We start from the raw sequence: 21402 nt of genomic DNA on the forward strand, positions 1-21402 counted from the left end.
TGAAACTTCGGTCTGTTTGGGCTAGAATGGCGCGCTTGTGGCCGCTAGCGAAGTGAGAGAGCCCGATGAAGATCGTTGTTGATGAGAATATGCCCCACGCCCGTGAGTTGTTTGCCGAGTTTGGCGAGGTCATCCCGCTGCCCGGCAGGCAGATGCAGGCGGCGGATCTGCAAGAGGCCGACGTGCTGCTGGTGCGCTCCGTTACCCGGGTGGACGCCGCCCTCTTGGCCAGCTGCCCTCGACTGAGCTTCGTCGGCACCGCCACCATCGGTACCGATCACGTGGACAAGGCGCTGCTGGCAGAACGGGGCATTCCCTTCTTCAGCGCCCCCGGCTGCAACAAATATTCGGTCGGCGACTATGTGCTCTCCGCCCTGCTGGTGTTGGCCGAGCGCCATGAGCTCAACTTGAGCGAGATGAGCCTAGCGGTCATCGGCGCCGGCAACACCGGCGAGTGTGTGGCAGGCAAGGCCGAGGCCCTCGGCATGCGGGTGCTGCGCTGCGATCCGCCCCGTGCCCGCGCCGCAGGGGCAGACGAGGCTGTGCAGTTTATCGATTACCAGCAGGCCCTTGAGGCCGACATCGTCAGCTTCCACGTTCCCATTACCCGTCAAGGGCCGGATGCCACCTTCCACCTGCTGGATGCGGCGCAGATTGCCGCCCGTCCGGCCGGGCAGATCCTTATCAACGCCTCCCGCGGCGAGGTGTGGGACAACCAGGCCTTGCTGGCGCGCCAGCAGAGCCAGGAGCCGCTGCGGCTGGTGATGGACGTGTGGGAAGGGGAGCCGGAGCCGCTGCAGGCCCTGGTGCCCCATACCGAGCTCGCGACACCGCACATTGCAGGTTACAGCCTGGAGGGCAAGGCCCGTGGCACCTGGATGCTCTATGAGGCGCTCTGCCGCCAGCTGGGGCGCACGCCGCGCCAGGATCTGCAGAGTCTGCTGCCCATCCCCGAGGTGCGCGAGGTGACGCCGGGCCAGCCGGCGGATCAGGCATTGATCAAGCAACTGGTCCACCTTATTTATGACGTGCGCCGTGATGACGCCCGTTTTCGCAACCGGCTCGGTGTGGCGGGCAGCTTCGATGAGCAGCGCAAAGATTATCCGGAGCGGCGCGAGCTCTCGGCCCTGCAGCTAAAGGGGCCGTTTGCGAGCGATGCCCTGGCCCGGCTCGGGTTTGTCTGCCAGCCCGGCTGAGCGCTCTACATACTTGAAGGGGCGGGAGCCATGTCCCGCCCATACCCGGTCTGGCTGACGCCAGACCCGCTATCAGGCAGGTCCGCCTGCCAGCGGTGATGCCAGCGCGCGTCACCGGCACCATCATAGGAGAGAACAGCAGTGAGTCAGCAATTCAACGTAGCGGTATTGGGCGCCAGCGGCGCCGTGGGCGAGGCAATGATCGAGATCCTGGAAGAGCGTGCCTTCCCGATCGCCACCCTCTATCCGCTGGCCTCCAGCCGCAGCGCCGGCGACACGGTGCGTTTTGCCGGCAAGAACGTCGAGATCCTGGACGTGGAGGAGTTTGACTGGAGCCAGGTGCAGATCGCCCTCTTCTCCGCCGGGGCCGAGGTCTCTGCCAAGTGGGCGCCGATTGCCGCCGAGCACGGCTGCATCGTCATCGACAACACCTCCTGCTTCCGTTACGACGAAGAGATCCCGCTGGTGATCCCGGAAGTGAACCCGGATGCCCTGGCCGATTTTCGCAACCGCAACATCATCGCCAACCCCAACTGCTCCACCATCCAGATGCTGGTGGCACTGAAGCCTTTGCACGATGAGGTGGGGATCGCTCGCATCAACGTGGCGACCTATCAGTCCGTCTCCGGCTCCGGCAAGGAGGGGGTGAGCGAGCTGGCCGGCCAGACCGCCCATCTGCTCAACGGTCGTCCGGTGGAGCCGAGCCTCTACCCGCAGCAGATCGCCTTCAACCTCATTCCGCAGATCGACAGCTTCACCGACAACGGCTACACCCGGGAAGAGATGAAGATGGTGTGGGAGACCCAGAAGATCCTGGGGGATGCCAGCATCGCCGTGAACCCCACCTGCGTGCGGGTGCCGGTGTTCTACGGCCATGCCGAGGCGGTTCACGTCGAGCTGCACCAGCCGCTCGACGCCGAGCAGGTGAAGGAGCTGCTGCGCCAGGCGCCGGGCGTCACCCTGTTTGACTACGAGCATGACTATCCGACCCCGGTGCGCGACGCAACCGGCAAGGACGAGGTACAGGTGGGCCGGGTTCGCCAGGATATTTCTCACCCCTGCGGTATAAATATGTGGATCGTGGCCGATAACGTTCGTAAGGGCGCCGCGACCAACAGCGTGCAGATTGCCGAACTGCTGGTGCGCGATTACCTCTGATCGGCGAGTCCATGGGTCTGGCGGGGAGGGATGCCCGCCAGAGATGGCACCGCCGAGCGCGAGGCAGATGTGACCGGGGGCGCACAGTGCGACTTCTGGAATGTTTCGCGATATCAACTGATTAAGTTTTTTCCTACACTCAGGGGCAAGTTGGGTGCTAAATGTGTCGGACTGCTGGCTTGCAACCTGAGCCTGATTTATATTGAACCGACTGTTTTGGGGTAACTATCCAGATTTTTCAATGTGATAGGGCCGTCATACGAAGGAACGAATATGGGACATTCCCGCATAACATTGGCAACGCTACTCGCATTGGGTCTGCTGGGCATGGCCCAGGCCGAAGACTCGGCGCGGGAGCCCTTTTTTGTTGAGCTCAAAGGCCCGGACGAGCCGGCTCCGCCCGCCGTCAATTCCCAGCCGCTGGCACAACCCGTCGCCACTCCCAGCGCCACGCCCCAGCCCAGCCGAGCGACGGCCCAGCCCATCGTGCGGCAGGTTGCGAGCAATGCCGGCAGTTATGGTCCCATTCGTCCCACCGACACCCTCTGGAGCCTGGCGAGCAAGTACCGTCCCTCCAGCAGTGTCAGCGTCTACCAGACCATGGTGGCGATCTACGAGAAAAACCCCCGCAGTTTCGCCGACGGCAACATCAACCACATTCTGGTGGGTTCGCGCATCCTGCTGCCCACCGCCGCCGAGGCCAGCGTCATCACAGATGCCGAGGCCCGCGCCAAATTCCGCAGTGACAACGCCAGCTGGAAAGGGCTGAGCCCGAAATACCTGGCCAACAAGCATGTTCAACCTGCCAAACCGGTGGCCACCAAGCCGGCCCAGCCCAAGGCGACCCCCACCAAGGCAGCCGAGCCGGCCAAGCCCGAGGTTGCCAAGGTAGCGCCCGCCAAGGCGGCGCCCATCCCGGCTCCGGCACCCAAGGTGGAGGCGCCCCAGCCGGCCACCGAGGTCAAGGAGGTCGCCAAGGCCCCCGAGCCGGTCGCGAGCCAGGCCGCGACAACCAGTGCCGCCACCGCCAGTGCACCGGCCCCGCTGCCGGCCGACCTCGACAAGCCGGTCGGCAAGCCCTCCACCGAGATGGCGCTGGCGCTGGAAGATGCCAATGCCCAGCTCGGTCAGGTCACCGAGATGAACCACAGGCTCAAGCTGCGACTGCAGTCGCTGACCGAAGAGGTGGAGACCCTCAAGGCCCAACTGCAGGATCAGACCGCCCTGCAAAAAGAGATTGCCAAGCTCAAGGCCAAGCCGGTTCCGCCGGCGGCGCCGGCCCCCGAGCCCAAGCAGAACTGGCTGATGGACCTGCTCTCCTCGCCGCTCAACCTCGCCATGATCATCCTGTTGCCGGTGCTGCTGGTGCTGGCGCTGGTGACTCTGTGGCTGCGGGCTCGGGCTCGCCGCGAGCTGGAAGAGCAGGAGAAGAGCCTGTCCGAATCCACCGCCATGGTGATGGATCAGGAGAGCAGCGAGTTTGACGAGCTGATGACGGTCGGCATCACTGATGACGAACCGATGCGGCCGACACCGGATCTCAACACGCCCGATGGCTACATGGCGGTGGAAGAGCCCGCCGCGCCGGCCGATCTGGTGTTCAGCGACGATGGCGAGATGGATCTGGCCAGCTTCGATGCCGAGCCGGCACCGGCCGCCAAGGCCGCCATCCGGGATCCGGATCTGGTGCCCGATCTGGATCTGGCCCATGACGATCCCATCACCCTCGACACCGAGCCGGATCTCGATCTCGCCAGCGAGTTCAACCCCAAGCCCAAGGCCGACAACGAGGTCATGAGCGAAGAGGAGCTGCAGGCTGCCCTGTTCGCCGAGCTGGATGCGGATCTGGAGGCCGACCTGACGCTGGATGGCGCCGATGACGGCCAGCCGGACGCCGAGGCGGTGGTGAGCGATGAGGATCTCGCCTCCTTCGATCTGAGCGACTTCGAGACCGCCTTTGCCGAGCCGGGGGCCGACCAGGCTGCCGCTGCCGGCGCCGACGAGATGCTGGCTGAGCTGGGGCTGGAGCCCGAGCCGGTCAAAGGTAAAAAAGAGGCAGAACCGGATTGGGATCCCAACGAGATGGCCCTCTCCGATTTTGAGGATGCTTTCGCCGAAGTGGAACCCCATCAGGGTGAGGTCAAGCCGCGCGAGCAAGCCCAGGAGAGCGGTTATGTCGAGATCGACAAGCTGCTGGCCGAGGCCGATGCCACCACCACGGAGCAGGAACCCTATCAGGGCTTCTCGCTGGATGTGGGGTTGGATGGCTTCCCCGAGGTGCTGCCGGAGTCCACCGGATTTGACGTGGATGCCGACGATGGCGGAGTGGGGGCCAAGCTGGATCTGGCGCGCGCCTACCTCGAGATCGACGACAAGGACAGCGCCCGCGAGCTGCTGCAGGAGGCGGCGGAGCAGGGCACCGAGCATCAGCGGGCCGAGGCCGAGAAGCTGCTCAAGCGCCTTGGCTAGGTAGCCACAGTACCATGATGACAGCAGGGGCAGCCGATGGGCTGCCTCTTCTTTTTGGCGCCTGGTCTGGCCTGGGCGCTGCGATTTGGGATTTTTGAGGCGAGATGGGTATAATCCGCCCCGTTTCTTTCACCGCATCCTTTTATCAGAAGACAAGTTTATCCATGCGAATTGCCCTAGGTATTGAATACGACGGCAGCCGGTATTTCGGCTGGCAGCGTCAGCGCGAAGTGATCAGCGTACAGGAGGAGCTGGAGAAGGCCCTCAGCCGGATCGCCAATCACCCCGTCTCCATCCAGTGTGCAGGACGCACCGATGCCGGCGTCCACGCCACCGGCCAGGTCATCCACTTCGATACCGATGCGAACCGTGCCGAAGGGGCCTGGACCCTGGGGCTCAACTCCAACCTGCCGCCCGACATCGCGGTGAGCTGGGTCAAGGAGGTGGACGAGGGGTTTCACGCCCGCTTCAGCGCCACCGCCCGTCGCTACCGCTACGTCATCTACAACCACAACTACCGGCCGGCCATCCTCGGCAGCGGCGTCAGCCACTACCACGAAGCGATCGACGCGACGCTGATGCACCAGGCGGGCCAGTGCCTCCTGGGCGAACAGGACTTCAGCTCGTTTCGGGCCGTCGGCTGTCAGTCCAAGACCCCGTGGCGCAATGTGACCCACCTGTGCGTCAGCCGCCAGGGCCCCTATATCGTGCTGGATATCCGGGCCAACGCCTTCCTGCATCACATGGTGCGCAACATCACCGGCTCCCTGCTGCTGGTGGGGCAGGGCCTCAAACCGGTGGAGTGGGTGGCCGAGGTGCTGGCGGCCCGGGATCGCAACCTGGCAGGCCCCACCGCCAAGGCGGGGGGACTCTATCTGGTGGACGTGGATTACCCGCTGGAACTGGGCTTGCCGCGGGTGCCGCTCGGTCCGTTGTGGCTGCCGGACTCGGCACCGGGTACGACCAGTTTTTAGTAACTGGGCCCGAAAATTTGTGGTTTAATGATCCGTCATTTATTGCCATCGAGCTATTAAGTCATTGAACAATCTAGGCTCGATGCGTTTTGTCAGGCACAAAAGCATTAAGGAATTCCATGAGCTGGCTTGAGAAGATCCTTCCCAAGAGCAAGATCACTGCCCCGCGTCGCCACAACATTCCGGAAGGGGTGTGGACCAAGTGCAGTGCTTGTGAACAGGTGCTCTACCGGGCAGAGTTGGAGCGCAATCTCGAAGTGTGCCCCAAGTGTGATCATCATATGCGCATCAGCGCCCGTGCCCGCCTCGAGAGCTTTCTCGACGAGCAGGGCCGCACCGAAGTCGGTGCCGAGCTGGAGCCGCAGGATGTACTGAAATTCAAGGATTCCAAGCGCTACAAGGATCGTTTGTCAGCCGCCCAGAAGGATACGGGCGAGAAAGATGCGCTGGTGGTGATGAAGGGGACCCTCAAGGGGGTGCCGGTCGTTGCCTGTTCGTTCGAGTTCTCCTTCATCGGTGGCTCCATGTCCTCCGTGGTGGGCGCCCGCTTTGTGCGCGCCGTCGAGGAGAGCATCAAGGAAGGGCGCGGTCTGGTCTGTTTCTCCACCTCGGGTGGTGCCCGCATGCAGGAGGCGCTGTTCTCCCTGATGCAGATGGCCAAGACCAGTGCTGCGCTGGACCGACTCTCCAAAGCCGGCCTGCCTTATATCTCGGTGCTGACCGACCCCACCATGGGTGGCGTCTCAGCCAGTCTGGCCATGCTGGGCGACATCAACGTGGGCGAGCCCAAGGCGCTGATCGGCTTTGCCGGTCCCCGCGTCATCGAGCAGACCGTGCGCGAGAAGCTGCCGGAAGGCTTCCAGCGCTCCGAGTTCCTGCTGGAGAAGGGCGCCATCGATCTCATCATCGACCGCCGCGACATGCGCAACCGTCTGGCCAGCCTGCTCGCCAAAATGCTGAATACTCACGTCATCGAAGAGTGAAGATGAGTTCCAACATGCAACAATCCCAAAGCCGGTCGCTGGTCGACTGGCTTTCTTATTTGGAGCAGATCCACCCGGTCAACATCGACATGGGGCTGGATCGGGTCGGTGCCGTCGCCCGCCGCATGGGTCTTACCCAACTGCCGTTCAAGGTGATCACGGTGGCGGGCACCAACGGCAAGGGCTCCAGCTGTGCCATGGCGGCCAGCATCCTGATGGCCGCCGGTTACCAGGTCGGCGTCTACTCCTCTCCCCATCTGCTGCGCTTCACCGAACGGGTGCGGATCAACGGGGCCGAGCTGGCCGACAGCGATCACTGCACCGCCTTTGCCGAGGTGGAAGCTGCCCGCGGCGAGATAGCTCTCACCTTCTTCGAGTTCGCCACCCTTGCTGGTTTGTGGCTGTTTCGCCGCGCCGCGCCGGATGTGCTCTTGCTGGAAGTGGGGCTGGGCGGCCGGCTCGATGCCACCAATGTGGTGGAATCCGATGTCGCCATGATCACCTCCATTGCCCTCGATCACTGCGACTGGCTGGGGGATACCCGCGAGGCGGTGGCGGTGGAGAAGGCGGGCGTGTATCGCGCCGGCAAACCTGCCATCAGCGGTGAGCCCAACCCGCCTGCCACCATCGCCAGCGAGGCTGCCCGTCTCGGTGCCTGCCTGCGTCAGGTCGGAATCGATTTTCGTGGCGATGAGCACGAAACCGGCTGGGATTATCACGGCCTTCATCAGTGGCGCGACCTGCCCAAACCGGCTCTGCCGCTGATGAACGCGGTCACCGTGCTGGCGGCGCTGGAGTCTCTCGGCCTGCCGCTGCCGGAAGAGGCTATTCGGCAAGGGCTGGCCAATGCCCGGCTGGCTGGCCGGATGCAACAGTTGCAAAGCGCGCCGCTGGTCATCGTCGATGTGGCCCACAACCCCCATTCGGCGGCCTATCTGGCTGCCCAGCTGCGCAAGTTGCCTTGCACCGGCGTGCGCCGCGCCGTGGTCGGCATGCTCAAGGACAAGGACATGGCGGGGTCGCTTGCCGAGCTCGATGGCCTCATCGGCGAATGGCATCTGGCCAGCCTGACCGGCCCGCGAGCGGCGAGCGCGGCCCAGCTGGCGGCGGCCCTTGGCAGCGAGCGGGGGCCGGCGACCACCTTTGACAGCGTGGGGCAGGCCTATGCTGCCGCGTTGGCCGCATCGAGTCCTGATGATATGGTCATTGTGTTTGGTTCGTTTTACACTGTTGCCGACATTCTGGCGGGTGTCGCCGTCTAGGCCACACCCCGGCTCCCCGGCCCTTTGGCGGGGAGCCAGATCGCATATTGAGTTACGTAAAGGTAGGATTCAACTTGGCCTCTAAGTTTCAAAACCGTCTGGTAGGGACCGTCATCCTGGTGGCCCTGGTAGTCATTTTTCTGCCGGATCTGATGGACGGCCACAAGCTGGAGCAGAAGGAAGAGGCGTTTGCCAAGATCCCGCTGCGCCCCGAGCTGGAACCCGCCAAGCCCGCCTTGCAGGTATCGGCCGCCAGCACCCTGCCGGCGGAGCATCTGGCCAGCCAGCAGCAGGCGTCGGCTGCCGAACAGTGGCAGGTGGAAGAGGTGCCCGAGCCGGTCACCCTGGGGGCCAAGCAGGGCCAGCCGCAGGTGCAGCAGCCGGCCGCCAAGCCGGTGACCCAGCCCGTTACACCGCCTGCGGCCAAGCCCCAGCCCAAGCCCGAAGTGATCGCCAAGAAACCGGTGGAGCAGCCCAAGCCCAAGGTGGTGCCGCCCAAGCCGGTAGAGGTGCAAAAGCCGGTTGAGAGCAAGCCGCAGGCGGGCCAGATCAGGTCGATGGACGATCTCATCGCCAGCAAGATGGGGCAAGCGCCCACGACCGCAGCCCCGGCGCCTGCCGCGACGGCCCCGGCCCAGGGCAGCTGGATCCTGCAGCTCGGTGCCTTCAAGAATGTCGACAGCGTCAACGCGCTGGTGGGCAAGCTGCGGGCGGCGGGTTACTCGGCTCACACCTCGCCGCGCACGCCGGTGCAGGGTCAGCTCAACCGGGTCTTCATCGGACCGGATGTCTCCAAGACCAAGCTGCAGGGCATGCAGAGCCGCATCGGCCAGATGACCGGCCTGAGTGGTTCCGTGGTGGCTTACAACCCTTAAGAGGGTCGACAAGATAAAAAAATACCGCGCTGCATCTTGGATGGGCGCGGTATTTTTTTAGATGCATTTCACCGGTTTGGGCAGGCCGCCAATCTTGGTGGCCTGCTTGGCGGGGCCTTCCGGGAACAGCTTGTAGAGGTAGCGGCTGTTGCCCTTCTCGGGGCCGTATTGCTTCTCCATCGCCTTGACCAGGGCGCGAATGGCGGGGGAGGTGTTGAACTCCAGATAGAAGGCGCGCACGAAGCGCACCACTTCCCAGTGCGGCTCCTCCAGCACTATGCCTTCCTGCTCGGCCAGTACCAGTGCCAGCTCCTCGCTCCAGTCGTTGCTGTTGAGCAGATAACCCTTGGCATCGGTCTCGATGAGTTGGCCGTTGAATTCCAGCTGGTGATGCTCGGACATGGTGGGCTCCTTGTGGCCTGTCAGGATTGGGCGGGCATGGTAGCGCCTTGTTCCCGGGTGAGCAACCGGCTCTCGTTGGCCAGGGCGAGCAATTCGTCTGCCAGCTGGCTGATGAGGTTGAGCTGCTGGGTCAGCATCAGCTGCTCCTCGCTGCTGTCTGGGGTGATGACAGGGCACTGCCCCTCGATCTGCTCCGGCATCTCTCCCGCCAGGTGGCCTGCAGCCCGCTCCAGGGTGTGGCTCAGGTGGCGGCTGATCTCGTCCAGCTCGCCGATGGCCTCCAGCTTGTCGCGATGGGCGCCCAGCGCCGAGATGTAGGAGAGCAGGGCATGGTTGCGCCAGGTGAGGGTAAAGCAGAGGTCGAGGAAGCGGCGGCGTTTCTGCGGCTCCACCAACATGCTCTGCCAGGCCATGGCCAGCTCGCTGTCCGCCAGATGGGCGCTCTTGCGCGCCACCCGGTAGTCGAGTGACTCATCCCGCTGCTGCTGCAGGCTGGCCAGCACCGCCGAGAGGTAGCGGGCGTTGGCCGACAGCGAATTGGCGATCAGGGTCGGCAGCCGTTTGTACTGCCAGTCCGGCCAGAGCCAGGCCACCAGGGCGTAGGAGAGCAGGCAGCCGAGCAGGGTATCGAGCATGCGCGGCCCCAGGATGGCGAAGCCGATGCCGTCCAGCAGGTTGAACGCCATCAACACGTAGAGGGTGATGAAGCAGACCGCGGCGCTGTAGTTGCTGCGCACCTGGGTGAAGAACAGGAAGGCGGCCAGCCCCATCACCACCAGCTGTACGTGCAGTTCGGGGAAGAGCCAGAGCACCGGGATCCCCACCAGCAGGCCGGCGAAGGTACCGAGCATGCGCTGTACCAGCCGGCGACGGGTGGCGCTGTAGCTTGGCTGGCAGACGAACAATACGGTCAGCAGGATCCAGTAGCCCTTGTCCAGCTGGAAGGCCTGCAGGATGCCGTAGCCCACCACCAACCCGAGCGACAGCCGCAGGGCATGGCGAAACACCATGGAGTTGGGGGTCAGGTGCTGCTTGAGCTGGATCAGCAGTGGCAGGCGGGCGGGCCTGGCCAGGGGCGGCAGGCTCTGCGGGGCCTGCTCGGGGTTTTGCAGCTCCTCGGCGCTTTGCAACAGCTGGTTGATGCTGGCCAGGTTGCGGCGCAGAAACTTCATCGGCGTCAGCAGGGTTTTCGGGTAGTGCTGCTTGAGGTGGGTGAACTCCAGCTGATCGCCTAGGGCCTCCAGCGTCCAGTGGATGCGCTTGTTGTGGGCATAGGGCTTGTGCACCAGGATGGCGTAGCCGAGCCGCTGACACGCCTCGGAGAGCTGCAGGAACACCTCCTGGAAGCCATCCAGCACGATGCCCTGTTTGAGCTCGGCTTCCAGCTTGCTGTAGGGATAGTGGCTGGAAGTGGCCCGCTCGTGGATCTCCAGCGCCAGCAGGTAGAGGCGCAGCAGGCTGGCCAGCTCGGGGGAGGCCCGGTGACGGGTGCTGAGGCGGGCGTTGAGGGCCGACTTGGTGAGCGTCAGGGCATTGACCAGGTTGATGTTGAGCTGGGCCAGGTTGTGGCGAATGGCCTGGGCGCCGTGCTCGTCGGCCGGAAAGAAGCGGGATTTTTCCAGCAGATAGCGGGAGAGGGCAAAGTAGCTCTGGGCCAGCTGCTCGTGCAGGGTCTTGTAGGGCAGCAGCCAGAGCCATACCAGCGACACCAGGCCATACCAGAGTGCCCCGGCCCCCAGCGCCAGCGGCTGATAGAAGAGATCCGGCGCCTTGGCGGCCCCCAGCATGGTGTAGATGGCAATCAGCAGGGAGCCAAAGCTGATGGTGGCGTAACGCTGACCGAGCGCCCCCACCATCACGAAGATAAAGGTGGAGCCCGCCAGCCCGATGGCAAACAGCCAGGGGGTGGGGAAGAGGTACTGCACGCAGAGGGAGGCGAACAGGAAGCAGAGCAGGGTCATTGCGAGGTTCTTGACCCGGCCCCACAGGCTGTCGTCGGTCTCGGCGATGGCGCCAGCCACCACCCCGAGGGAGAGCAGCACGGTGAGCTGGATGTCGCCGGTCGCCAGGGTGAAGGCGAGCAGCCCCATGATGGCCAGCAGCACCTTGAGGGCGAAATAGATATGACTGTCAGTCAGCAGCCGGCGCAGCAGGCCAGAGAAATCCGTGGGCATGGGAGAGCGCAACCCTTGAGCGAAACGAAAGCGAGAGCATAACCGGTCAACAACGAAGTGGCCCTGATTTGGATCAGGGCCACTTCGCTTCATATCCTTGATTTGCAACTTATCCTGACAGAAATAGGCGCCAATAAAAACCCCGCCGAAGCGGGGTGTTTGATTAGTTGCGGTTGCCGCCGAGCAGGCTCAGCAGACTCAGGAAGATGTTGTAGATGGAGACATACAGAGTGACGGTGGCGGAGATGTAGTTAGTCTCGCCGCCGCGCACGATCTGCTGGGTGGTCAGCAGGATGGCGCCGGAGGAGAACAGCATGAACATGGCGGAGAGGGCCAGGCTCAGGGCGCTCATCTGCAGGAAGATGTTGGCGACCATGGCCACCAGCAGCACCCAGAAACCGACGAACAGCATGCCGCCGATGAAGGAGAGATCACGCTTGGTGGTCAGGGCATAGGCCGACAGACCGAAGAAGGTGAGCGCAGTGCCGCCGAGCGCGGTCATCACGATCTCGCCGCCGCCGTTGTTCATGTACATGTTGATGATGGGGCCCAGGCTATAGCCCAGCAGGCCGGTCAGGGCGAAGGTGAACACCAGCCCCATGCCGTTGTCACGATTCTTCTCGGTCAGGAACATCAGACCGTAGACGCCGATGAGGAAGATGGCCCAGTGCAGGGGCGGCATGTTCATCACGGTGGCAACCCCGGCCACCACGGCAGAGAAGCCAAGAGTGAGGGAGAGCAGCATGTAGGTGTTGCGCAGTACCTTGTTGGTATCGCGCGCGGCACTCTGGGTGCCGGTATAGATAGAACGGGTATCCATCTTGGGTGTCCTCTTGATTTCCGGGGTGAGGCGGCAACGCCGCCTCGTTAACGCATTGTATGCACTGAATGTCGGGATGACGAGCGCTGATTTCAAGCCCCACCCCAGCCTGTTGCCCCTACTATCCCAAATCAAATATGTATTGCATATGAACAAGGGGCTGACGTAGTATGCACGCCGTTCGGAGGGGTGGCAGAGCGGCTGAATGCACCGGTCTTGAAAACCGGCGATGGGCGACCATCCGTGGGTTCAAATCCCACCTCCTCCGCCATCTATATGGCCCAACAGATTGATTCTGTTGGGCTTTTTTGTATCTGTAATTTTTAGTATGCCAGTAAGTATGCCATTGAGTGTTGGCTGGTATGCGACCTCACTGCACTGCTTTGGATTGATTATTGTGTTTATCTATTAAAGCACACAGGTCACGTGGTAAATGACTAAATAGCTGTTCCGAATAGTAGATCACTGGAGGAAGGGAACTCAGTCCAGTTTGTGCGATCTCATTAGTCGCCAAACAAAACAAGCCACACCCAAAGGACTGAGTTGATGCCTATCCTACCACCCCTGCCACGACCACAACGGCGCCGTATTCACAAATCATCCATGCCACCCGTGATAAAGGGCATGCTCGTCGTTTGATGGCCATCTTGCTGTTACATGAAGGACGCACGATCACTGATGTTCATCACCTTACCGGCGCTGCTCGCTCGACCATCGGCCGTTGGCTTCGGTGGTATCGGGATGAAGGTGTGGGTGCTCTAGAAGCCTTACCGGCTGGCCGTGCCCCAGTCTTACCTGTCGCAAATATTGCCACCTTAGTGGTGCTGCTCATGCAGTTTTCTCCGCAAGATTTTGGTTATCAGCGCAGCCGCTAGTGTACCGAACTATTGGCTATCAAAATCAATCGGTTAACGGGGCTTAATATGGCAGCATCCACGCTCCGCCGATGGTTACCTCGTATGGGTATTGTCTGGCGAAGGCCCGTGCCGACCTTGCGGATAAAAGACCCTGCCTATCAGGAGAAAATGGCGAATATCGACGCAGCACAGGCCCGTTGTAATGCCGATAATCCGGTGTTTTATGAAGATGAAGTCGATATAGACCTCAATCCCAAATTAGGGGGCGACTGGATGTTCAGAGCGCAGCAAAAGCGGGTTGTCACACCGGGACAGAACGCCAAACATTACCTGGCAGGCGTTCTCCATGCAGGCAATGGAAGAGTACTTTACGTCAGCGGGATAAAGAAAAACTCATCCCTGTTTATCGCCATGCTGGAAAAGCTGCGCCGCCACTACCGACGAGCCAAAACCATCACGCTGATCCTCGATAACTACATCATTCACAAAAGCAAGCAGACCGAGCGATGGTTGAAGAAGAACCCCAAGTTCTGCTTGGTGTTCCAGCCAGTTTATAGCCCTTGGGTTAATCACATAGAACGGCTGTGGCACAAGTTACATGAAACCATCACGCGCAATCATCAATGTAGAGGAATGGCCAGCCTGCTGGGCCGAGTGAAACACTTCATGGATACCGTGTCGCCTTTCCCGGGGAATGGCTATGGCACAGCGAAGGTGTAGAACTATTGGGATCAGTTATTTAGATCCAGATCAACATTGTTGTTCTGATTCTTTAGCAATCATCTTCAGTTTGTTGAGCTCGGGGGCATAGCGATGCACCTTGAGCCCAGTGATAAGACGGGTCATGTTCGGTGACTCCAATGATGCCAAGGACCAGCCCTTCCAGGCTGGCCCTTTATGCTGTTTGTAGATGAACGAGACAGTGGGGCGTCAACGAGTGCAGTCAGCAATCTCGTTGATAATCGGCTTACAATTCAGCCGGTCCAGCAGGTGCTGCGAGCCGTACTGGGCCACCAGTCGGTCTATGGCCATCTGGGCGCAGTCCGTTCTGTTGGGCTTATTCTCGGGTATGGCGTAACGCGCGGTCAGCCAACCACCGAGCAACGCGATGCGGTAGCCACTCGGAATGTGGCTTAGCGACGTACCGATGCCCCTCCCGTGAATAAGGAAAGGCACGGCTTGGCCGCCGATGTCGATATCGATGCGCTGGCCCTTGAGCTCAAAGGTGGCGAGCTCGCCGGTTTGCGGATGTTTGCCGGGCACCTTGATGGTGATGTTTTTTGCCATCTCACACCTCCGGTTTGGCTTCAAAATGGTGGGTCACAACGCCCGCCTCTGGGTCGATGCTGATAAACGCCGGGGCTTGTGGGTGGTACTGGTAGAGTCGCGCCAGTTCGGCACGAAACACCTCGACGTTCGGTGCAATCACATGGCTGGTATCCCCTTCGGCGTAGGTAAAGGTCTCCAGCTTCTCTGTGTGAATCCAGATGCCGTAGTACCATGCGTCCTCCTCGGTGTCGTATTGCTGCCAGCCTTGGGCCAGCAGTGTCCGGTCGTAGTAGTAACGGTCAGCCTGATGGCTCCCCCGGTCGATGCGGCAACCGGTCACAGTGAGCTCAAGCGGGATACGCCCTACCTTCAGAGCCTTCTTGACCCGGCGCAATGTGTGCCGTGCCTTGGCCTTCTCTTTGCGCGGGTCGTAGGGGTTCAGCTTGCTGCCCACGTAGTTGAGGATCCCCTCGGCATTGGCGGCTGCATTGTGCGTCAGCGTGTGCAGCAGGGCGGTGACTTCACGGCGGGCCAGTGTGCCCACGTGATAGAACTTGTTCATGATACTTCTCCTTGAAACAAACACCCCGCTAGCTAGCGGGGTGGTAGATGTCGAGGTAGAGGTAGCCGTAGCTGCGTCTTGGACTGGCTTCACACACCCAGCCCTTGTGTTCAAGACGAAACACCTCGTCCATGTCGGTGCATATCTGGTATGCCTTGGCCATCTTGGTTAACTCACGCAGGAAGTGCGACAGTACCGTGTCGCACTCGGCCCGCCACGCCTCGTCTGGCTCGCCGTACATACCGGCATGGTCGCCGAGGAAATCAACATAACCACGTTGCAGAATGGCTCGAGCCCCCAGCTTGGGCAGGTTCGGGGTGCCCAGTCCCCATGTCATGTGCTCGAAGATGCTCATGTGTGGCTGCTCCAGTTTGGGATGTCGTTGGTGCCGTGGTTGAAGTAGGCACCCACAATGGTGCGTCGCCACTCTCCAACGGGATAGCCGAGGTCGTTGCACTCACGCTCCCACCACGCAAAGTTAATCTCGCGGGGCAGGTTGTCCACGATGTCCAGTGGACTCACGAACAGCGTGGTCTTGTGCATCGTTGGCACGGGCTTGATCTTGTCGGGGCCAGTGCGCTTGCCGGTCTCGTCATAGTCGTGTGCCCACTTCGGGAAGGTGAGCTGATAGGTAATGAGCCTATGCAAATCGCCATGTGCGCTCATGGCCTGAGCTACTGCGACCTGAGTGAAGCTATCGTGGAATTCGATCATGGGTGTTTCTCGCATTCTGCAGGTGAACGGTAAGCCGCTGCCAGCAGCGCAAACTGTTCAACCAGGTAACTGATGCTGATGCCCAGTTCATCACTGACCCCATCCCCTAGACGGTGATGCAGGTGTGCCATGTCATCGGCGATACGCTGGGCTATATGGGCAGTTGAGCTCGGTGGCGAGTTGGTCATCGTCAGGGTGATGGAGAGATCCATCACATCTCCCCCCAGGGGGCTTGGTCCCACAGTGACAACCGGGTCAGCACATCTTGCGCCAACGCCTGCTGCAACTGCTGGATTACCTTCACTAACCGGGGAGCTTGCTCAGGGTTCCCGGTCCATTCACTCGATTGGTACAGAGCGCAGCAGGTGAATTTGTAGAGGGCCACCAGCTCGGCATCGGTGAGTGATGCTTGGTGATAACGGTGAGCCGGTTTCAGCGGTCCTAGCTTGGTTGAGCTACGCTGGCGTTGTTCCTTGTGGTCCTGCTGACGCCCCAACTGATAGCGATGCCAAACTGCACGCCGGTTGGCGAGCATCATCAACCGTACCTGCCTGTCTATTCGCCACGTCCAAGTACTGGTCGTGTCTGCTGGCGGGCTCCGCCAGAGAGTGCGCAGCAACTCAAGGGTGTAGTGCGGTGGCAACGGGGCATTGCAAAAGCGGTGTAACTGTACGGCAAAAGCCAGGTAGTCCTGGCGATCGATCATAAAAGCAGACATGGGCATGGTTCCTTAAAATGCAAAAGGCCACCTTCGGTGAGGTGGCCTTTTGGGTGATGTCGGGATATCCGGATCATGGTGTTGGCGCTGATGATCCGGATTGGCTAATCGCGCAGCTGATGTAGCAGCGCATCAATGACCTCGATGCAGTCAGCCTAGATGAGCAGGTAGCCGTTAGGCAGGTGAGCCACGATGGCGAGCTCGGCCTGCATCTCGACGTTGTTTGCCAGCCAGCAGCGCAATTCGAGGAGGATATCGAGGACGGTGAGGTGTGATGAGCCTGGGACCAAGTTCATAGCTGACCTCTCTCGGCCAGCGAGACTACGCCCTCGGCACCGACCACCAGATGGTCAAGCAATCGCACATCGACCAGCGCTAAGGCCTCTTTGAGAGCTTGGGTAAAGACCCGGTCAGATTGACTGGGTTCAGGGTCACCGCTGGGGTGATTGTGGACTGCGATGATGGACCCACTGTTGAGTAATAAGGCTCGCTTGACCACTTCCCGTGGGTAGATGCTGGCGCTATCGAGGGTACCGCGAAACAGCTCTTCAAAAGCCAGTACGCGATGTTGGGAGTCGAGGAACAGTGCGCCAAACACTTCATGTTCCCGGTCCTGTAGCAGGGTTTGCAGCCGCTCGGTGGCCTCTGTGGTACTGGTGATGGCAGTGCCTTTGGCCAGGCGTTTGCGAGCAATCTGATTGGCGATACGCAGCAGGTCTTGCTCGGTCACCGGTTCGGTAACGACATAAGTGCCGGGGCATTCCCCAGCTTTGAGTTTGTGGTAACGCATAGTGGTCTCCTGAAAAAGAAAAACCCCGGCAGCGCGAGGCATACCGGGGCTAAATACAGCGGTGTGTTTGGTTCATTTTGAAGGTAGTTCAGTTGGCAGTGGTGGTGACGCCTACCCTGGCGGTGGGTACCCGCTTCACCGGCATCAGCGATTCTGGTACCAGTACATTGAGCGGGATAGCGAGTGCCACGCTCAGCCGTTCCGCCAGTTGGTAGGCCGGTCCGATGGTGTCGTAGTCAGCTACCCAGGTAGCTAAGGCCAGCTCGCTTGCTTTCACCACCCGCAGATAGACGCTGTAGCCCTGTACGGCCAGTCCACTGTCACGCACCACCTGCGTCTCGCCATCTCGATTGATGGCTTCGAGTTCAACGGCTATCGGTTGTTTGGACATCGTGAGCCTCCTCTTGGGGTAAGGGGTCACTCTCCACGCAATAGCCGTGATGAATGCAGGTACGCTGCAGGTCGCTCAGAAAGCTACTCAGCACGCGGGGCTGCTCAGAGAGTGGCACCGGTCCTGCCTGGCCGCGCCAGAAGCAACGACGCGTAGGGTCAACGCAGATTTCATCCATGGGCTGGCTCATGGTGCACCAGTCCTCAGCATTGGTGAGGGAGAGCAGTTGCCACTGCATCCCAGACCAACGCAGATGCAGCGTGACCGTGCGGGCATGTGGGCTATTAGGGGTCAGGTGCAGCAACCAGCGCTCGCCCTGGCGAGTAGGTATCAGCTTGGCCTTGGCCGCAACCAGCCCCAGCCACTGACATGAGGTGTGGGACAGCGGCAGTTCGTTAGTCATCACACACCTCCTACTCCCCACTGACCGTGACGGTGAAGTATGCCATCCGGCAGTAGGCAACAAAGTTGGTCTGCCACAGGGTGAATAACTCATGGGCCTCGGCGCGTTGCATCGGGCCCCATCCTTGCAAATAGTGTTCGTCATCCAGGAAGTTGAAATCGAGCTCCTTGCAGAGCTCGGCATCCTGGCCCAGTCCCTGGTAGCTGAAGTCGGTGACGTAATCGAACAGCCAGCCATCAAGGCCGCGTATCAGACGTATCTCGACGGGGTGAGTCCCTCCTTGCTCGGGGCTGTAGGTGGGACTGCGAAAGTTGAAGGTGAGTTGGGTCAGGCGCTCGAGGTTGAGGCCAATATGGCTGACCTCCTGATTGAGTAACGTGAGCAGCGCTTGGGCAACGGGCAGGGCAAAGCCGTCCCGGAAAAAGGGAATGGTCATGGTGTGCTCCTTGTGGGGGTTAATCTTGGCCGAACAGGTCGCGCATTTTTCTGGCAACACGGGCACGGATTTGGTCATCAATGAAGGCGGTAATACTAGCGAGTGCGGCACTCAGCACCGCGATGTCATCGGCCAACCCCATCGGTAGCACATCCGGAATGGCATCGATGGGCGAAATAAAGTAGGCCAGCGCACTGTAAATCAGCAGCTTGGCCCACAGCGGCAAATCCTCTTTCTGGCTGGTGTAGTAGAGCAACAGACAGGTCTCGATAAAGGGCCGACCGGCACGTTTGGCAAAGGCCCAAAGTTTTCGCCAAAAGCCTGGGTGATCGAACGACTCGCATTCGGGGGGAATGCAGGGGGGCATAGTGTGTCTCCTTCACGGGTGGGTGAATGGCGGAAATGAAAAGAGGAGGCAAAGGCCTCCTCTGGGATGAAATGGACGTGAGCTATTGGTCCCACATCAAGCAGTCAAACTCGGGGGTATTAGTGGCGGGCAGCACAGAGGCCACCTCTTTGGTTGGCAAGGCGAGCTGCTTACCGTCAGCCGTCAAAATGCGGATCGACTTGGCCTTGCGCAGCTTGCCCCACATGTCGAAGAAATTATTCTCACCGACACGGGACTCGGTCTCGTAGGGCGCATCGTATTGGCTACCATCGACGATGATGGAGAAGGCTTGTCCTGCATAAGAGCCATACTCCTTGCCCTGTACGGTAGCCGTCATGCTGACCTTGCGGGTGTCATTGCAGGCGATATAGAGATGGTTCTGCTCGTTGACCACCGCCGTGTATTCGCTGGTGCCCTGACCCCAGCCACTGCTCCAGCGTCCGGCCTCACCATAGGCCAGGGCGTTATTGCACAGCAGGATGGCCGTCAACGTGATCCAAGAGTTTTTCATGGTTAATGCTCCTTATCCAACGTAGTAACCCAACACATTCTGTAAAAATCCGCCGGCAGCAATGTAGCCAACGACACCCCCGATGAGCTGGGGACCAGCTTTCCAAAACAGCTTCTTCTTGAACATCTCCTGTGCGCCGTCAGCCAGCAGCAAATCAGGCTGAGTGAAGCGGCGAAAGAGTTCGCCAGCCATCATCCCCAGCGACGAGAACAGTGAACCGAACACAAAGAACCAGATATGGCCCCATACCCCAAGTTGGGGTGAGCCTCCAGTCCAGAGGGAATGAATGGTGGCAGCCAGTAAAAAGAGGGTGGCAATGATGGGGTAGCGGATCATGATTTTCTCCTTGGGTAATATAGTGAGTGTGAAAAGAGCGTGAGTGATGCTCGAGCCAGCGAGGACAGCGGGCTACACGTCTTGCCTGGATGGCGACACGAGCAGCCTTGATGGTCATCGTATTATGCTCAAGATAAACCCATGGGGTTGATATTCGTCTTTTTGGGTCCTTATCGTCAATGGGTCCATGGTCAACCATAAGGGTTGACTGGAGGGACTATGACAGACATCAACTTTGAACAGCTGGCCAAGAGCGTGGGTAAAGCGATTGGGCGCCAGCGCAACCAGGCTGGATTTACTCAGGAGCAGGTGGCTGAACATCTCAATATCGGGATGGAGGCCGTATCCCGAATGGAGCGGGGTATCGTGGTGCCAACCGTGGTGCGGCTGGCGGAGCTCGCTCAGCTGTTTGGCTGTGAACTGGCGGACTTTTTGCGTGAGACCAGTAACCGACCCACCGAGCAGAGCATTGTGTTGAGCCAGCAATTAGCACAACTTGATGATGCCGACCGGACCTTGTTGCTGGAAACCATTAGCCGTCTTGTGACGCGATTAACCCAATCAAAGTAAATGAATTAGACAACGTTGATGGCATAAATCGCCTTACTCGGACTGGCGTCAACCAATCCGGGTAAGGATGTTTATGCCGGTGGTATAAAGAGAAGAACAATTATTGTAGTAACGTGAGAGCCTGTTCCAGGGCGTGGGATTTGAGCTGAGCACCTTGGCCGAACCAGGCTGAATCAAGTCGATTATCCTGACTGCGTGCACGGCGATGATGATCGACATATTCCGTGACAGCATTAACTAAGCCCCAAGCAGTATTTTTGGCACTGGCAAGGTCTGAGCCCATTCCTGCACCTTGGTAGAGTTCCTGTAATTTCTTGGTAGGACGACTCAGTACAATGTTGCCGTCATCACCTGTCGGGTCATTAATCAGGTCACTGAAGAAGAGAATAGCTTCAGCAGGAGAGACTGAGCGATGACTCAGCTCATGTATATTGCGTTGAAACAGGTCCCAGTTTGCTAAACCAAGACCGAGCACCTCTTTGACATGTTCCGGGTTGAATTTAGTTGAGTGGGGCACTTTAATGGCGTCGGCTTTATCGTTGAGTGCCATCTGTAATGTATTATTACAAACCACCCGCAGAGAGGTAAATTGAGCTGTGGTACAGAGGGTGCCATCACAACTGGTCGCCAGCAATAAATAAGATTTCACTATGTCACCGCCGTTTAGTTTCATGCCCTGGCCCGTCTTGGCCAATGCCCACAACTTTCTCCCTCCTTTTAATACGCCTGCTGTTTCTAATTCAAACCCACCTGCTTGCACCAGATCCTGATAGAAATGCAATACCTCGTGAGGCTGTACCACATTGTAACGTTTGGAGACCACCGAGAGTGGAGCCAGCGTATCGGAGCGGTAAAGGACTTTACTCATCGTAAAGGGGCGGATATGCAGCTCATCTGAGGTGACATTGTAGAGTACATCGCTTTGTTCGATGGTCCAATCCATCCCGGCAGCTTGCTGCCAGATATCTAAAGATTGTTTTTCTGGTAATTGATTACCCAAGCCATGCCAAGGGGTTTGGCCAGTGTGGGCCATTGTTTCAATCAAGTGCGCCATATTTAATCCCTCTATGTATAAATATCACAAAGGTTATATAGGGATGAATATATTTGGAGATGGATGCTCGCTTAGGTCCTTCATGCATTT

General features: G+C 59.8%; 26 protein-coding genes, 1 tRNA gene and 1 pseudogene. 10 read left to right on the top strand and 18 right to left on the bottom strand.

The genetic code is table 11. The features are described from left to right. Positions 1-65 precede the first annotated feature (65 nt). The 7 genes from PG897_RS20620 to dedD all read left to right on the top strand — a co-directional run bounded on the left by PG897_RS20620 (position 66) and on the right by dedD (position 8917). The gene (locus PG897_RS20620; protein WP_201881160.1) at positions 66-1196 is read left to right on the top strand and encodes a 4-phosphoerythronate dehydrogenase; all 1131 of its coding nucleotides are present in this window, start codon (positions 66-68) and stop codon (positions 1194-1196) included. A 141-nt stretch (positions 1197-1337) separates the two neighbouring features. Then, positions 1338-2354, top strand: coding sequence for an aspartate-semialdehyde dehydrogenase (locus tag PG897_RS20625; protein ID WP_201881168.1), 1017 nt, complete (start codon positions 1338-1340; stop codon positions 2352-2354). 273 nt (positions 2355-2627) lie between these two features. After that, positions 2628-4823, top strand: a complete 2196-nt coding sequence (locus PG897_RS20630; RefSeq protein WP_201881170.1) for a FimV/HubP family polar landmark protein — start codon at positions 2628-2630, stop codon at positions 4821-4823. A 164-nt stretch (positions 4824-4987) separates the two neighbouring features. Beyond that, positions 4988-5797, top strand: coding sequence for a tRNA pseudouridine(38-40) synthase TruA (gene truA / locus PG897_RS20635; RefSeq protein ID WP_201881172.1), 810 nt, complete (start codon positions 4988-4990; stop codon positions 5795-5797). A gap of 119 nt (positions 5798-5916) precedes the next feature. Beyond that, the gene (accD, locus tag PG897_RS20640; protein ID WP_005302503.1) at positions 5917-6780 is read left to right on the top strand and encodes an acetyl-CoA carboxylase, carboxyltransferase subunit beta; all 864 of its coding nucleotides are present in this window, start codon (positions 5917-5919) and stop codon (positions 6778-6780) included. A 2-nt stretch (positions 6781-6782) separates the two neighbouring features. Next, on the top strand, positions 6783-8042 hold the full coding sequence (gene folC, locus PG897_RS20645) for a bifunctional tetrahydrofolate synthase/dihydrofolate synthase (RefSeq protein WP_201881174.1): 1260 nt from the start codon (positions 6783-6785) through the stop codon (positions 8040-8042). Between the two features lie 74 nt (positions 8043-8116). Further along, positions 8117-8917 (top strand): cell division protein DedD, encoded by an 801-nt coding sequence (gene dedD, locus PG897_RS20650; protein WP_201881176.1) that lies wholly within the window; start codon positions 8117-8119, stop codon positions 8915-8917. Between the two features lie 57 nt (positions 8918-8974). Here dedD and PG897_RS20655 read toward each other — a convergent pair whose 3' ends face one another. The 3 genes from PG897_RS20655 to PG897_RS20665 form a co-directional block, all read right to left on the bottom strand. Beyond that, positions 8975-9319 carry a TusE/DsrC/DsvC family sulfur relay protein gene (locus PG897_RS20655; RefSeq protein WP_005302496.1) on the bottom strand — a complete coding sequence of 115 codons (345 nt, stop codon included), beginning with the start codon at positions 9317-9319 and terminating at the stop codon, positions 8975-8977. 20 nt (positions 9320-9339) lie between these two features. Then, the gene (yccS, locus tag PG897_RS20660; RefSeq protein ID WP_017764180.1) at positions 9340-11493 is read right to left on the bottom strand and encodes a YccS family putative transporter; all 2154 of its coding nucleotides are present in this window, start codon (positions 11491-11493) and stop codon (positions 9340-9342) included. 163 nt (positions 11494-11656) lie between these two features. Continuing rightward, complete coding sequence (locus PG897_RS20665; RefSeq protein ID WP_005302492.1) at positions 11657-12313, bottom strand: Bax inhibitor-1/YccA family protein; 657 nt, start codon at positions 12311-12313, stop codon at positions 11657-11659. A gap of 183 nt (positions 12314-12496) precedes the next feature. Between PG897_RS20665 and PG897_RS20670 the strand changes: the two genes are divergently transcribed. Then, a tRNA-Ser gene (locus tag PG897_RS20670) sits at positions 12497-12584 on the top strand. A 275-nt stretch (positions 12585-12859) separates the two neighbouring features. Continuing rightward, positions 12860-13890 (top strand): annotated as a pseudogene (locus PG897_RS20675) (IS630 family transposase). 210 nt (positions 13891-14100) lie between these two features. Here PG897_RS20675 and PG897_RS20680 read toward each other — a convergent pair. The 14 genes from PG897_RS20680 to PG897_RS20745 all read right to left on the bottom strand — a co-directional run bounded on the left by PG897_RS20680 (position 14101) and on the right by PG897_RS20745 (position 19688). Continuing rightward, positions 14101-14457, bottom strand: coding sequence for a hypothetical protein (locus PG897_RS20680; protein ID WP_270829334.1), 357 nt, complete (start codon positions 14455-14457; stop codon positions 14101-14103). Position 14458: 1 nt separating this feature from the next. Further along, a complete protein-coding gene (locus tag PG897_RS20685; protein ID WP_270829336.1) occupies positions 14459-15001 on the bottom strand; it encodes a hypothetical protein in 543 nt (180 codons plus the stop codon). A 28-nt stretch (positions 15002-15029) separates the two neighbouring features. After that, positions 15030-15356, bottom strand: coding sequence for a type IV toxin-antitoxin system YeeU family antitoxin (locus tag PG897_RS20690; RefSeq protein ID WP_270829337.1), 327 nt, complete (start codon positions 15354-15356; stop codon positions 15030-15032). Continuing rightward, complete coding sequence (locus tag PG897_RS20695; protein WP_270829338.1) at positions 15353-15715, bottom strand: hypothetical protein; 363 nt, start codon at positions 15713-15715, stop codon at positions 15353-15355. Before PG897_RS20695 ends, PG897_RS20690 begins: the two co-directional genes overlap by 4 nt. After that, the gene (locus tag PG897_RS20700) at positions 15712-15927 is read right to left on the bottom strand and encodes a hypothetical protein (RefSeq protein WP_270829339.1); all 216 of its coding nucleotides are present in this window, start codon (positions 15925-15927) and stop codon (positions 15712-15714) included. The genes PG897_RS20695 and PG897_RS20700 overlap by 4 nt, the downstream gene beginning before the upstream one ends. Further along, positions 15927-16433: a hypothetical protein gene (locus PG897_RS20705; protein WP_270829340.1), complete on the bottom strand. Its 507-nt coding sequence runs from the start codon at positions 16431-16433 to the stop codon at positions 15927-15929. The genes PG897_RS20700 and PG897_RS20705 overlap by 1 nt, the downstream gene beginning before the upstream one ends. A 155-nt stretch (positions 16434-16588) precedes the next feature. Continuing rightward, entirely contained in the window at positions 16589-16729 is a 141-nt protein-coding gene (locus tag PG897_RS20710) for a hypothetical protein (RefSeq protein WP_270829341.1), read from the bottom strand. Further along, on the bottom strand, positions 16726-17223 hold the full coding sequence (gene radC / locus PG897_RS20715) for a RadC family protein (protein ID WP_270829342.1): 498 nt from the start codon (positions 17221-17223) through the stop codon (positions 16726-16728). Before radC ends, PG897_RS20710 begins: the two co-directional genes overlap by 4 nt. Before the next feature lie 88 nt (positions 17224-17311). Further along, a complete protein-coding gene (locus PG897_RS20720) occupies positions 17312-17551 on the bottom strand; it encodes a hypothetical protein (protein WP_442866315.1) in 240 nt (79 codons plus the stop codon). A 37-nt stretch (positions 17552-17588) separates the two neighbouring features. Beyond that, on the bottom strand, positions 17589-18017 hold the full coding sequence (locus PG897_RS20725) for a hypothetical protein (protein ID WP_270829344.1): 429 nt from the start codon (positions 18015-18017) through the stop codon (positions 17589-17591). A gap of 10 nt (positions 18018-18027) precedes the next feature. Further along, the gene (locus tag PG897_RS20730; RefSeq protein WP_270829345.1) at positions 18028-18453 is read right to left on the bottom strand and encodes a DUF2787 domain-containing protein; all 426 of its coding nucleotides are present in this window, start codon (positions 18451-18453) and stop codon (positions 18028-18030) included. A gap of 19 nt (positions 18454-18472) precedes the next feature. After that, entirely contained in the window at positions 18473-18820 is a 348-nt protein-coding gene (locus PG897_RS20735) for a YkvA family protein (RefSeq protein ID WP_270829346.1), read from the bottom strand. Positions 18821-18902: 82 nt separating this feature from the next. Continuing rightward, positions 18903-19352, bottom strand: a complete 450-nt coding sequence (locus tag PG897_RS20740; RefSeq protein ID WP_270829347.1) for a hypothetical protein — start codon at positions 19350-19352, stop codon at positions 18903-18905. 12 nt (positions 19353-19364) lie between these two features. After that, positions 19365-19688 (bottom strand): hypothetical protein, encoded by a 324-nt coding sequence (locus PG897_RS20745; RefSeq protein WP_101320153.1) that lies wholly within the window; start codon positions 19686-19688, stop codon positions 19365-19367. Between the two features lie 219 nt (positions 19689-19907). Between PG897_RS20745 and PG897_RS20750 the strand changes: the two genes are divergently transcribed. Further along, entirely contained in the window at positions 19908-20258 is a 351-nt protein-coding gene (locus PG897_RS20750; protein WP_101320151.1) for a helix-turn-helix domain-containing protein, read from the top strand. 100 nt (positions 20259-20358) lie between these two features. On the opposite strand, the gene PG897_RS20755 is transcribed toward PG897_RS20750, so the two are convergent. Next, entirely contained in the window at positions 20359-21312 is a 954-nt protein-coding gene (locus tag PG897_RS20755) for a DUF932 domain-containing protein (RefSeq protein ID WP_270829348.1), read from the bottom strand. Between the last annotated feature and the right edge of the window lie 90 nt (positions 21313-21402).

It is taken from the genome of Aeromonas sp. QDB20 (assembly GCF_027707805.1).
GTDB lineage: Bacteria > Pseudomonadota > Gammaproteobacteria > Enterobacterales > Aeromonadaceae > Aeromonas > Aeromonas dhakensis.

What these genes read in the sequence shown, in the direction of transcription:
- PG897_RS20620 (WP_201881160.1), top strand. Translation starts at nt 66, where the DNA reads ATGAAGATCGTTGTTGATGAGAATATGCCCCACGCCCGTGAGTTGTTT.
- PG897_RS20630 (WP_201881170.1), top strand. Translation starts at nt 2,628, where the DNA reads ATGGGACATTCCCGCATAACATTGGCAACGCTACTCGCATTGGGTCTG.
- truA (WP_201881172.1), top strand. Translation starts at nt 4,988, where the DNA reads ATGCGAATTGCCCTAGGTATTGAATACGACGGCAGCCGGTATTTCGGC.
- accD (WP_005302503.1), top strand. Translation starts at nt 5,917, where the DNA reads ATGAGCTGGCTTGAGAAGATCCTTCCCAAGAGCAAGATCACTGCCCCG.
- folC (WP_201881174.1), top strand. Translation starts at nt 6,783, where the DNA reads ATGAGTTCCAACATGCAACAATCCCAAAGCCGGTCGCTGGTCGACTGG.
- PG897_RS20655 (WP_005302496.1), bottom strand. Translation starts at nt 9,319, where the DNA reads ATGTCCGAGCATCACCAGCTGGAATTCAACGGCCAACTCATCGAGACC.
- yccS (WP_017764180.1), bottom strand. Translation starts at nt 11,493, where the DNA reads ATGCCCACGGATTTCTCTGGCCTGCTGCGCCGGCTGCTGACTGACAGT.
- PG897_RS20665 (WP_005302492.1), bottom strand. Translation starts at nt 12,313, where the DNA reads ATGGATACCCGTTCTATCTATACCGGCACCCAGAGTGCCGCGCGCGAT.
- PG897_RS20680 (WP_270829334.1), bottom strand. Translation starts at nt 14,457, where the DNA reads ATGGCAAAAAACATCACCATCAAGGTGCCCGGCAAACATCCGCAAACC.
- PG897_RS20685 (WP_270829336.1), bottom strand. Translation starts at nt 15,001, where the DNA reads ATGAACAAGTTCTATCACGTGGGCACACTGGCCCGCCGTGAAGTCACC.
- PG897_RS20690 (WP_270829337.1), bottom strand. Translation starts at nt 15,356, where the DNA reads ATGAGCATCTTCGAGCACATGACATGGGGACTGGGCACCCCGAACCTG.
- PG897_RS20695 (WP_270829338.1), bottom strand. Translation starts at nt 15,715, where the DNA reads ATGATCGAATTCCACGATAGCTTCACTCAGGTCGCAGTAGCTCAGGCC.
- PG897_RS20700 (WP_270829339.1), bottom strand. Translation starts at nt 15,927, where the DNA reads ATGGATCTCTCCATCACCCTGACGATGACCAACTCGCCACCGAGCTCA.
- PG897_RS20705 (WP_270829340.1), bottom strand. Translation starts at nt 16,433, where the DNA reads ATGTCTGCTTTTATGATCGATCGCCAGGACTACCTGGCTTTTGCCGTA.
- PG897_RS20710 (WP_270829341.1), bottom strand. Translation starts at nt 16,729, where the DNA reads ATGAACTTGGTCCCAGGCTCATCACACCTCACCGTCCTCGATATCCTC.
- radC (WP_270829342.1), bottom strand. Translation starts at nt 17,223, where the DNA reads ATGCGTTACCACAAACTCAAAGCTGGGGAATGCCCCGGCACTTATGTC.
- PG897_RS20725 (WP_270829344.1), bottom strand. Translation starts at nt 18,017, where the DNA reads ATGACTAACGAACTGCCGCTGTCCCACACCTCATGTCAGTGGCTGGGG.
- PG897_RS20730 (WP_270829345.1), bottom strand. Translation starts at nt 18,453, where the DNA reads ATGACCATTCCCTTTTTCCGGGACGGCTTTGCCCTGCCCGTTGCCCAA.
- PG897_RS20735 (WP_270829346.1), bottom strand. Translation starts at nt 18,820, where the DNA reads ATGCCCCCCTGCATTCCCCCCGAATGCGAGTCGTTCGATCACCCAGGC.
- PG897_RS20740 (WP_270829347.1), bottom strand. Translation starts at nt 19,352, where the DNA reads ATGAAAAACTCTTGGATCACGTTGACGGCCATCCTGCTGTGCAATAAC.
- PG897_RS20745 (WP_101320153.1), bottom strand. Translation starts at nt 19,688, where the DNA reads ATGATCCGCTACCCCATCATTGCCACCCTCTTTTTACTGGCTGCCACC.
- PG897_RS20750 (WP_101320151.1), top strand. Translation starts at nt 19,908, where the DNA reads ATGACAGACATCAACTTTGAACAGCTGGCCAAGAGCGTGGGTAAAGCG.
- PG897_RS20755 (WP_270829348.1), bottom strand. Translation starts at nt 21,312, where the DNA reads ATGGCGCACTTGATTGAAACAATGGCCCACACTGGCCAAACCCCTTGG.